Origin of the sequence: Stenotrophomonas sp. GD03680 (assembly GCF_029844625.1) — a bacterium.
Taxonomy (GTDB): domain Bacteria; phylum Pseudomonadota; class Gammaproteobacteria; order Xanthomonadales; family Xanthomonadaceae; genus Stenotrophomonas; species Stenotrophomonas maltophilia_P.
This window is the reverse complement of record NZ_JAOCKC010000031.1, coordinates 20,802-31,875: the sequence shown is the minus strand read 5'-3', so window position 1 is coordinate 31,875 and position 11,074 is coordinate 20,802. Positions and strand designations below refer to the sequence as shown.

Genomic DNA, 11,074 nt, shown 5'->3' with positions numbered 1-11,074 from the left:
GCTCCCCAGCGAGGTGTGCAGCCGCAGGAAGCGCTGTGCATGCGATGGGCCGGCCAGCGCTGCCCGCAGGTTGTTTACCAGGTCCATGGTGATTCCCCGACTTCCCGTGCTTCAAGGTGGTCTGCATGCGGCGTGCGCATCGGCTTCCTCCGGTTCCCGCTTCCGCGTGGCCTGCGCCCCTGTGCGGGGCGACAAGCTCACACGATCATCAGGCGGCCTGGACGATTTCTTCCAGCTGCAGGCGGACGCCTTCGCTGATCTTCAGGCGGTAATCGCGTCCACCGGCCGTGATCTGCAGTTCGCGCACGTTGCTCACCAGCTGCGGCTTGCCCACGACCGGGGCATCCATGTGGATGCGCCAGGAACCGCGGCTGATCTGCGCGGCCACGTTGCGGGCATCCTGGCGGGCAGCGGGCACCGCGGTCTCCAGCAGCTCGATCACATGTTCGGGGCGCAGCCGGTTCCAGGCACGCACACGGTCCAGCTCACGGCCAAGGCCGAGTTCCAGGCTGTCACAGTGGTTGAGAGCCGCTTCGCGGTCGAATCCATAGAATTCCATTGCCTTCTCCATTTGCTCAGTGTCAAGACACTTTGTATTTGAAGTCACCCTTCTTGCCGGCGGTGACCTTGATGGCGCTGATCCGGTTCCCCTCGGCCATCGCCGCCAGCACGCTCTCGGCGATTTCCGGCAGCAAGGTTCCATTGAGGATGTGGTCAACGTTGCGGGCACCTGAGTCCACTTCGGTGCAACGCGCAAGCACGGCCTCCACCAGACTGTCGTCCCAGCTGAAGGTGGCCTTGTGGTTGGCAATGACGCGGTCGCGGATGCGACCGAGCTTGAGCGTGATGATCCGCGCAAGCACGTCATCGTTGATCGGGTAGTACGGTACGACCTTGAGGCGGCCGAGGAAGGCCGGCTTGAAGCTGCGCATCAGCACCGGGCGCAGCGCGTCGGCGAGCGCGTCGGCCGCCGGAATCTCCTCGGCCGGCTTGTTCAGGCAGGCCTGCATGATCTGCGAGGAGCCGATGTTGGAGGTCAGGATGATGAGGGTATTGCGGAAGTCGATTTCGCGGCCTTCCGCATCATCCATCACGCCCTTGTCGAACACCTGGAAGAACATCTCCAGCACGTCGGGATGGGCTTTCTCCACCTCGTCAAGCAGCACCACGCTGTACGGGTTGCGGCGCACGGCTTCGGTCAGCACGCCGCCTTCGCCGTAACCGACGTAGCCCGGCGGCGAGCCTTTCAGCCCGGACACGCTGTGCGCTTCCTGGTATTCGCTCATGTTGATGGTGATCAGCTTGCGCTCACCACCATAGAGGATGTCAGCCAAGGCCAGCGCGGTCTCGGTTTTGCCGACACCGGAGGGGCCGACGAACATGAAGACACCGCGTGGCTTGTTCGGGTCTTCCAGTTTGGCCGTGGCGGTGCGCACGCGCTGGGCGATCGCATCCAGCGCGTGGTCCTGTCCGATCACGCGCTCGACCAGCAGGTTTCCGAGCGTGCGCACGGTACGGATCTCGTCCTTGACCATGCGGCCCAGCGGCACACCGGTCCATGCCGACACGATCTCCGCGACCACGGTTCCGTCAACCTGCAGCGGGACCATCGGCGTCTCGCCCTGCAGCTCGCGCAGCTCGGCCTGCAGTCGCGCCAGTTCAGCATGCTGCGGCGACAGTTCCGGCTTGGCCTTGCCGCGCTTGGCGGCCGGCTTGGCCACGGCGACGTCGCCCTCACCGTCATCGCTGGGCGCTTCGCCATCGGCCGCCTGGGCCTGGCCCTGCTCCATCTGCTGGCGCAGCGCGGCAATGCGGTTTGCCAGTTCGCGCTCGCGGGTGAGGCGCTCTTCATTGCTGGCCAGCACCGCCTGCGCCTCCGCCTGCTGGGCATGCAGCTCGTCCAGGCGCTCGCTGTGCTGTGCACTGCCCCCTGCGATTTCGCGCTGCAGCGCGCTGATTTCCGCCTGCAGGCGATCCAAGTGCTTGCGGGTGTCTTCGATGATCGCAGGCGTGGCGCTCTGTCCAAGCGCGACCTTCGCGCAGGCGGTATCGAGCACGCTGACAGCCTTGTCCGGCAGCTGGCGGCCACTGATGTAACGGTGCGACAGACGCACGGCTTCGGTCACCGCTTCGTCCAGCACGCGGATGTTGAAGTGCGACTCCATCAACCCGACCATGCCGCGCAGCATCGCTGCAGCCAGCACTTCACTGGGCTCTTCAACCTTGACCACCTGGAAGCGGCGGGCCAGCGCCGCGTCCTTCTCGAAGTACTTCTTGTACTCGCTCCAGGTGGTCGCCGCGATCGTACGCAGCTCACCGCGGGCCAGCGCCGGCTTGAGCAGGTTCGCCGCATCGTTCTGGCCGGCGGTTCCACCGGCGCCGATCATCGTATGCGCTTCATCGATGAACAGGATGATCGGATGCGGGCTCTTCTTGACCTCGTCGATCACGTTCTTCAGGCGGTTCTCGAACTCGCCCTTGACGCTGGCACCCGCTTGCAGCAGCCCCATGTCCAGCGTGTGCAGCTCGACACCCTGCAATACCTCCGGCACGTCCTTGTCGGCAATGCGCCGGGCGAGACCTTCGACCACGGCGGTCTTGCCCACGCCGGCTTCGCCGGTGAGGATCGGGTTGTTCTGGCGGCGACGCATCAGGATGTCGATCACCTGGCGGATCTCGCCATCACGGCCGATCACCGGATCGATCTTGCCCTCACGGGCGCGCTGGGTCAGGTTGGTGGTGAACTGGTCCAGGGCCGGCGTCTTGGACAACCCACCCTTGGCCTCGCCGGACACGGCATCCTCGCCCTCACCGCCCTCTTCCTTCGCCGAGGCATCGGCGAAGCGGACGGTCTGCACCGCCTCCTGCGAGCCCTCGGTGAGCTTGGCGAAGTCGTGCTTGAGCTCTTCGCGCTTGAAACGCACGAACAGCTTCGAGCCACGGTAGGCCAACTGCGCCAGGTCCGGCTCGGTCAGCAGCGCCAGCAGCAGATGGCCGCTACGGATGCGGGTGGTTTCCGAGTCCAGCGAGGCGATCAGCCAGGCGTGCTCGAACAGCTTGGGAATGTGCTGGGAGAACACCGGCGTGCGGCCGTTGCCGGTCTTGAACTGACTGATCTCATCGTTGAGATCACGCTCCAGCGATTCCGGCAGGATGCCGCTGCGACGGGCAATCAACACGAAATCGCTCTGCGGCTGCTCGAGCAGGGCCAGGAACAGATGCTCCAGGTCCACCTCATAGTTGCCGCGCGCCATGCACAGGTTCGCGGCCCGCTCGGCCGCCTGGCGGCAGGTGTCGTCCAGCTTGCTGATCAGGGTCTTGAGGTTGATGCTCATGCGGAAACACGCACTCCTTGCTGGAACCGTTCGAGGACCGCAGGCACGGACGCCTGCGGCGGGTTGTCATTGCAGCGTGTGGATGCCATAGGTGGTGTCCTCACGCGATGTGGTCTGCGCCTGGGTGCACATGTAGCTGTCCCAGCCCAACCGAGCGCCGCCGCCGCTGCCGAGGGCGCTGCCCTGCACATCCTCGGCGCGCAGCACCAGCCGCACTTCGTACTCGAGAACGCCGCCGGTCAACAACGACAACCACTTGGACAGGGCTTCGGCCGCACTGCCACCCGGCAGGAAGGCGTCGAACTGATCGCGCCGCAGCGGCCCGATGCGCAGTCGCATGCGCAGGTCTCGCTGCCAGACGCGATCGCCAGCCAGGGCACTCGCCCCCAGCACCGCATTGGCCTGGCCCAGCCGCGTTGCCTGACCGGCGGGCACCCGGTACCACGCGCCGACAAACTGCTCCAGGTGCAACGGCACCTGGAAATAGTCCGACAGGATGCGCTGCATCAGCACGGCCGATACGGGGCGCTGGCGCACGGCACCGGCGTAATAGGCAACGGCCTGATCGAAGATCTCGCCCTCGCCCTCGTGCAGGCGATCGCGCAGCTCGCTCATGCCCATGCCGAGCAGCGAGAGCACCAGCGGCAGGAAGCGCTCGCGGCGATCCAGTTCGTACTGCAGCGCCAGCCGATGCTTCTTCCACGCCGCGTAGTGCAGCGATACGGCGCGTGTGGAGAAGATGTCCAGGAACGCGCGCGCGGTGCGGTCGCGCTGGTACAACTCGCGCAGCTGCAGGGTCTCGGTGTAATGCAGCGGCAATGCGCCAGCGGTGCCCAGCAGGCCCATGAACTGCGGAGTCAGGTGGACCTCGGCCAGCTCCTCGCCGTGCAGCGCCTGCTCGATGGCCTCGCGCCCCTCCAGCCGCTCGCCCTTCAGCGAGTAGACCTCACCCTCCGCGGACAGCTCGGTGGCCGGGAAGCCCAGCGACAGCGAGTTGCGGAAGCGCACGCGCATCGGCACGGCCTGGCCGGGCTTGACGCCTTGCCGCTGGAACACCTGCTCAAGCAACCGCACCGCCTGGAAGAACTGGAAGCGGTGGGGCTCGGTGAGCAGCTGCTGGGCTACGCCAGGATCGATTCGCCGCTGCGCGCTGGGCATCGGACGATCTCCTCCCCGCTGTCGCCGGAAACCAGCACCAGACGGGTAAAGCTGTTGGCATGCACGTAAAGTGCGAAGAAGTGGTCCATCACCTGGGCAAAGGCGGCCACACCGGTACCCACGAAGTGGGCTTCATTGATCGTCAGGCGGATCTCCAGGCCACGCACCACCGAAGCGAACTGGCGACCATGCATCCAGGTGGTGGTCGGGGTCTGCTGCAGCTCAAGGATGCCGTCGATCTGGCGAGCGGAAACATTGCTGCCGGACAGGTCATACAGGCGCAGCATCTCCTTCAGCGCTGGCAGGCCGCTGGCGGTCAGTGACAGCTGGTTCAACGACAGGTGCGAGATCAGGCGCCACTGCGCATTGCGGCCATGGCGGAAACGCAGCGGTTTGGTCGGTTTGCGCAGCAGGCTGATCGCCCTGGCCGGGCTGCCTCCCTCGATGTTCAGGTCACCACCGGCCACACCGAACGCCAGCTGGTTGGGCAGATCGCGGTTGCTGCAGGTCAGCTCCAGGCTGACCGTGTCGGTCTGCGGAAGCACCGGATTGAATGACAGGTCGACGAAGCTGATCTCCGTCTCGAATCCGGGGCTCTGCCGTGCGACATCCTCATCACGACGTGCCACCCAGTACTGACCGGTCCGCTCCGGATCTTCACCGTGATGCAGCGAGTAGAACGGACGGAAGGCCTGGATCAGTTCGCCCTGCGGTGTCTGCCGGATGCGGTGCACCGAGTCGATCGAGTGCACCTCGTAGGCGAAGGCGCGACGCGCGTCGGCCAGCACCGGATAGTTGACCGTGCGATGGGTGACGCGGATCGGCTCGCCACTGGTCCTGAACAGGTTGACGATGGGGGTGCAGCCCAGGCGCACGTTGTGCGTTCCCAGCTCCTCCAGCACCATCATGTTGCCCCGGTCCTGGCCCTGCGCATGCAGCACCAGGTGAAGCGTGAAACGACGGCTGGCGCCGGCGGTCACTGTGGGCAGATGCAGATCGACGAATCCGAACTTCTCCGGATAGGCGAACAGCTCGGTCAGCAGCCGGTACGCCGGATGCGAGCGCGCCGGGAAGTCGATCAGCGCCTCATCCTCGGCGAAGCCCACCGGGCTCAGCGGGACCTTTTCCAGGCGTCGCCAGCGGCCATCGCCATCGGATTCGACATAGGCCGCCTTTACCCCGAGCATCAGCGCATCGCGCAGAGCGGCCCGCACCGACGGCTCGCCATCCAGGAACAGGCGAAGCTGATCGGTGCCCAGCTGGCCGAAGCCGAGCTGATCGGACAGCAGCTGGAAGCCCAGCGAGATCTGGCCGCCGGTGCCCGCCGGCAGCGTCGTGGCCATCGGTGCATCGGCGACACTGCGGTAGACCACCTGCTGTACCCCGACCGGTGCCAGGACCACGTCGTAGGCGGTGCGGAAATCACACGGAACGCCACGCACGGGGCGGCTCTGCAGGGCGGTACCGCGGGGTACGCGCACCGGCGCGCTCAGTTTGGACGCTACCCCTTCCATGTCGAAGTGGGCGATCGAGCACGACGGGAACGGGCGCAGGTAATGTGGATAGAGCACATCCAGCAGCGCGTCGGTGAACTCGGGATAGTCGTCCTCGATGCGCTTGGAAACGCGGGCACTGAGCAGCGCGAACGCTTCGATCAGCCGCTCGACATGCGGGTCCTGGCTGCCCTCCGCGGACAGTTGCAGGCGGCCGGCAATCTTCGGGTAACGCTCAGCGAACTCGCGTCCGTAACGACGGAGATAGGCCAGTTCGCGTTCGTAATAAGGAAGCAGGTCCTGCATCAGGCGGCCTGCGTGCGACGTGCGCGGGTGACCTGGTACTGCAGGGTCGAGGGCTGCAGCATCGCGTCGAAGCTGACCGGCTCGCGCGCCGGTTCCAGATCCAACAGCGCATGGATGGTGAAGTGCAGGCCGCCGGCAAACTGATTGCCGGCGTCCAGGTGCACGTTGACGTTGCGGAGCCGGCGCTCGTGTCGCGCCACGGCCTGCTCCAGGGAGCGGCAGATGGCGGCGCGATCATAGGCGTTGGCCAGGCTCATCGCGGAGAAATCGGCCAGCCCGTAGGTCAGCAGCGACTGCCGGCAGTTGGGGAACTCCTTCATGTCGCCTTCCTGGAACGCGGCGCGCGAATTCAGCAGCCCTTCCAGGTCACGGGCAATGGATTCCTTGTACTGCTCCAGCGAGACGGACTTGAATACCGGCCCGGCGCCCGGCTGCTTGGGGGCGTCGTCGAACAGTTTTTCCAGCAGGCTGGGTTCGAGTCCCTTCATTGGTCGATCCACTCAGGTTCGGCATCCGTGCGGGCGGCAGCGGTGCGGCAGAGACAGGGCCGTTCCTGGCCCTGCCCGACGATCAGACTGCGATGGCGCACGAGGCGCCATCGCAGTGACACAACATCACACGGTGTAGTTCGGGATGTTCTTGGTTGCGCTCCACTGCGCCACGGTCTTGCCACCAACGCCGCCTTCCGGCTTCTGCTGCTGGTAAGTCCACTTGATGGCGCCGAAGCTCAGCTGAACAACTTCCTGCGGCATGCCTTCCTTGTCCACCGTCGTGGTGACGCGGTGGACCAGCACGTTCAGCAGCTCGACCGTGTAGTAATTGATCGCGTTGCCGTCCTTGTCGGCGCGCATGAACTGGATCTGCGCCTTCGGGAAGGTGGTGCCGTTGGAGGCGGCCTGGTTCAGGGCCGTGGAGGCGAGGTCGATCGACTTGGTGATTTCGATCGGGGACAGGTTCACGCGGGCAGCGGTGGTGCCGCCGGAGGTCGACGCGGTGGCCGAACGCGGCTGCAACAGGTCCTGCGAGAACGACTGGATTTCAATCCAGTCCTTGTGCTTGTCGTCGTGCGACTCGCCCTTGATGGTGTCAATCGAGAGGAAAGCGTGCTGCATATCTGGTCTCCTAAATTCCGTTCTTCCGTGAGATTTGATGTGCCAGGCGGGGGCCTGGCGGTTAAGGGGGGCTGCGCCCTCTTGAAATAAGCGTCACTGCAATCCGGGGAGCGGACTCCCCTGGACGCTTCAGTTACAGCAAACCGTTACGACTTTTTCGCGGACGCCGGCAGTTCGGCGACCAGACGCAACGAAACAGACAGCTCATCGAGCTGGAAATGCGGCCTGATGAAGGCCACCGCGCGGTAGACACCAGGCTTGCCCGGCACCTCCGAAACCTGCACAGATGCCTCGCGCAACGGGAACTGGGCCTTGGCTTCCTGCGATGCGTTGTCGTCCAGCAGCACGTACTGGGCGATCCACCGGTTCAGGAATTCCTCGACGTTGCCCGCCGATGCGAAGCTGCCGATCTTCTCGCGCATCATCGCCTTGAGGTAATGGGCGATGCGCGACACCGCGAAAATGTACTGCAGCTGGGCAGACAGGATCGCGTTGGCGTTGGCCGAATCGGTGTTGTACTTCTTCGGCTTCTGTGCCGACTGTGCGCCGAAGAACGCGGCGTAGTCGGTGTTCTTGCAGTGCACCAGCGGCATGAAGCCGAGGTCACTGAGTTCCTTTTCACGACGGTCGGTGATGGCCACTTCCGTCGGGCACTTCAGCGCGACTTCGCCATCATCGGTGCGGAAGGTATGGGTCGGCAGGTCCTCGACCAGGCCGCCACCTTCCACGCCACGGATTGCCGCGCACCAGCCGAAGTTCTCGAAGGCCTGGGTCAGGCGCGCACCCATCGCATAGGCGGTGTTGCACCACAGGAACTTGCTGTGGTCGGCCGCTTCGATCTCCTCGACGAAGTTGAAGCCTTCGACGGTGGTGCCATCCTTCGGGTTGTACGGCAGACGGCCGAGGAAGCGCGGCATGGTCAGACCGACATAGCGGCTGTCCTCACTCTCGCGGAACGACTTCCACTTCGCGTACTCGACCGTGTCGAACACCTTGGCCAGGTCGCGCGGCTTGCCCAGATCGGTGAAGGTTTCCAGGCCGAACATGCCTTCACTCGCTGCCGAAATGAACGGCGCGTGCGCGGCGGCAGCCACGTGCGACATCTGCTCGATGAAGTACATGTCCTCCGGCTGGCGGCCGAGGAAGTAGTCGCCGATCAGTGCGCCGAACGGCGCGCCACCGAAGGTGCCGAACTCCTCTTCGTAGACCTTCTTGAACAGCGCGCTCTGGTCGAAGTCGATGGCCGACTTGAAATCCTTGACCAGATCCTTCTGCGGCGAATTGAAGACCTTGATCTTCATGTTCGGGCCGGTGGAGGTCTGCTGGCACAGGTAATGCAGGCCTCGCCAGCTGCCTTCCAGCTTCTGGAACGGTTCGGCATGCATGACGGCGCTGAGCTGCTCGGAGATGATCCGGTCGATCTCGGCGATGCGCGCATCGAGGGTGAGGTTGAGGTTGTCGGAGACGACCACGGTGCCGTCCAGGACTTCCTTCGCCAGCGCGGCGATGATGTCCTTGGCGCGGTCATGCTCGGTCTTCGACTTGGCGACCTTGCTCTTCTCGACGATCTGGTCGAGCAGGCCGACGTCTTCGGCAACGGCGGCCTGCGTGGCCAACGGGCTGGCTTCGGCTGACATCGGTCAGTCCTCCTTGGTCACGCCGAGCTTCTTCAGCTGCTCGGTGTTGTTGAGCACATCGGTCAGCAGGTCTTCCAGCTTCTCGTTGCCGGCCAGCTTGTTGCGCAGGTCGGCGAGCTTGGTGCGCGACTCGAGCAGGCGCCGCAACGGCTCGATCTGCTGGACCACCGCCTCGGGACGGAAGTCATCGATGGAGTTGAACTTCAGCTCGACGCCGAATTCGCCGCCTTCGTCGCTGATCTTGTTCGGCACGCGATAGACCGCACGCGGGGCGATGCCTTCCATCACTTCGTCGAAGTTGTCCATGTCGACGCTGACGAACTTGCGATCCTTGACCTTGGGCAGCGGCTGCTCCGGGTTGCCGCTGAAATCGCCCATCACGCCGACCACGAACGGCAGTTCCTTCTGCTCGATCGCGTCACCCTTCTCGACATCGTAGGTGAGCTGGACGCGCGGCGGGCGGATCTTCTGCAGCCGCTTCTGGATGCTTTCCTTCTTGGCCATGTGTGTCTCCTGACTGGGGCCGGGTCCGGATCAGTTGCCGATGTTCTGGAACGGATCGGAGTTGTTCGAGCGGGCAGCGGGCTTGGCCGGCTGTGCAGCGGGCTGTGCGGCAGCGGCGGGCGCGGCGGCACGGCCGGCACGGGCGCGGCTGCGCGGCTTCGGCTTGGGCGCCGGATCGAGAATGGCATCACCCATGGTGTTGCGCAGGGTGGTAGCCAGGGTCTGCGCTTCCTTGCGGGCAGTATCGGAAGCCAGCGCGCCGCGCCCCTGCAGGCGGGTCAGCGACTGGTTGGCAATGCGGAAACCGGCCACCGTGATCACGCCATCGGCGACCAGATCGCTGGGATCGCGCTGCAGCACTTCCTCGGCAGCCACAATGGCGCGGGCATACTGGCCCTGGTCGAACTGCAGCTGAGCGATGCGCACCCACGGCTCCTTGCGCGTCGGATCGGCCTTCGCCGCTTCCTCGAATGCGCTGATGGCGGCATCCGCGCCACCGGTGGTGACCTGTGCTTCGGCATTGCTCAGCGTCGTTTCGAACGGCACGACCTCGGCCTTCTTCGGTGCCGATGAGCAGGCCGCCAGGCCCGACAGCAACATCAGCGCGAACATCGGCCGGTAGACAGCCTTCCCCATTGCCTTCACTTCCATAGTGATCCCTCGTCGAAATTAGTTCCTAAAGGAAGCCGAATCGCCGCCGATACACCGCACGGGATTCCTGCCCCTGTCGGCGGCAGTGTACATTCGCGAATACGCATCGGTATAGTGAATTTCGTCAAGAATGTGGCGGTTTTGATAGACACATTCTTCACATTCCAATGTGATATCCGCGAGCGAAATCCGTTGCATACGTGACTTTCACCCCGCCCTTCGAGCCCGCCGACTCCAGATGAATGCGCAACTCTCCTCATTTCGCCGCGTGATATCCGTCACGATTTTCTCCTTCATTGTTTCGGGTTCCCTTGCCGGTTGCGCCAGCGACAGCAAGCTCGGGAAAGCGATGGACAAGACGCTGCAGGCCGTCGGCATCCGCGAGGAAAAGCCGAAAGCGCCACCGACCGTCCCATTGCGCCTGTATGCCGGCACCAACCTCAATGCCGGCAACGACAAGCGGGCGAGTGCGGCGGTGGTCAAGGTCTACCACCTGCGCAGCCTGCAACGGTTCGAACAGGCGCCCTTCAACGCATTCCTGGACCAGGCCGGAGAGCAGGCCGCCCTCGGTGCCGACCTGCTGTCGGTCAATGAGGTGGTGCTGACCCCCGGGGCCCGGCAGGAATTGTCCGAGCAGCTGAGTGAAGGAAGTGCAGTGCTGGGCGTGGTCGCCCTGTTCCGCGCCCCCGCCGAGAACCGCTGGCGGCTCGCGTTCGACACCAAGGGCAAGACCCTGCCGCAGGACGGTGTGACCATCGGTGTCCACGCCTGTGCCCTGACCAGCGACAGCAAGGCCCTGCTCACACGACTTTCCGGCGATCCGGGCAGTCTTGCCTCGATCCGCTGTGCAGGCGCGAAATAGGACCGCGTCGGAATTC

General features: G+C 64.6%; 10 protein-coding genes. 1 reads left to right on the top strand and 9 read right to left on the bottom strand.

Annotation, left to right across the window (positions count from 1 at the left end):
- Positions 1-208: 208 nt before the first annotated feature.
- From N5J29_RS18185 to N5J29_RS18145, 9 genes are all read right to left on the bottom strand, one after another.
- Complete coding sequence (locus tag N5J29_RS18185) at positions 209-559, bottom strand: hypothetical protein (protein ID WP_053520392.1); 351 nt, start codon at positions 557-559, stop codon at positions 209-211.
- Positions 560-581: 22 nt separating this feature from the next.
- Positions 582-3,335, bottom strand: coding sequence for a type VI secretion system ATPase TssH (gene tssH / locus N5J29_RS18180; RefSeq protein WP_164151850.1), 2,754 nt, complete (start codon positions 3,333-3,335; stop codon positions 582-584).
- Between the two features lie 66 nt (positions 3,336-3,401).
- The gene (gene tssG / locus N5J29_RS18175; protein ID WP_053520394.1) at positions 3,402-4,493 is read right to left on the bottom strand and encodes a type VI secretion system baseplate subunit TssG; all 1,092 of its coding nucleotides are present in this window, start codon (positions 4,491-4,493) and stop codon (positions 3,402-3,404) included.
- Positions 4,457-6,292 carry a type VI secretion system baseplate subunit TssF gene (gene tssF, locus N5J29_RS18170; protein ID WP_164151852.1) on the bottom strand — a complete coding sequence of 612 codons (1,836 nt, stop codon included), beginning with the start codon at positions 6,290-6,292 and terminating at the stop codon, positions 4,457-4,459. The genes tssG and tssF overlap by 37 nt, the downstream gene beginning before the upstream one ends.
- Positions 6,292-6,780: a type VI secretion system baseplate subunit TssE gene (gene tssE / locus N5J29_RS18165; RefSeq protein WP_057496761.1), complete on the bottom strand. Its 489-nt coding sequence runs from the start codon at positions 6,778-6,780 to the stop codon at positions 6,292-6,294. Before tssE ends, tssF begins: the two co-directional genes overlap by 1 nt.
- Before the next feature lie 126 nt (positions 6,781-6,906).
- The gene (locus tag N5J29_RS18160; RefSeq protein ID WP_006465355.1) at positions 6,907-7,404 is read right to left on the bottom strand and encodes a type VI secretion system tube protein Hcp; all 498 of its coding nucleotides are present in this window, start codon (positions 7,402-7,404) and stop codon (positions 6,907-6,909) included.
- Between the two features lie 146 nt (positions 7,405-7,550).
- Complete coding sequence (gene tssC, locus N5J29_RS18155) at positions 7,551-9,041, bottom strand: type VI secretion system contractile sheath large subunit (RefSeq protein WP_053517619.1); 1,491 nt, start codon at positions 9,039-9,041, stop codon at positions 7,551-7,553.
- A gap of 3 nt (positions 9,042-9,044) precedes the next feature.
- Entirely contained in the window at positions 9,045-9,545 is a 501-nt protein-coding gene (gene tssB, locus N5J29_RS18150) for a type VI secretion system contractile sheath small subunit (protein WP_053517620.1), read from the bottom strand.
- Positions 9,546-9,575: 30 nt separating this feature from the next.
- On the bottom strand, positions 9,576-10,181 hold the full coding sequence (locus tag N5J29_RS18145) for a tetratricopeptide repeat protein (protein ID WP_227255495.1): 606 nt from the start codon (positions 10,179-10,181) through the stop codon (positions 9,576-9,578).
- Between the two features lie 253 nt (positions 10,182-10,434).
- Between N5J29_RS18145 and tssJ the strand changes: the two genes are divergently transcribed.
- Positions 10,435-11,058 carry a type VI secretion system lipoprotein TssJ gene (gene tssJ / locus N5J29_RS18140; protein ID WP_053517622.1) on the top strand — a complete coding sequence of 208 codons (624 nt, stop codon included), beginning with the start codon at positions 10,435-10,437 and terminating at the stop codon, positions 11,056-11,058.
- Positions 11,059-11,074: the final 16 nt, after the last annotated feature.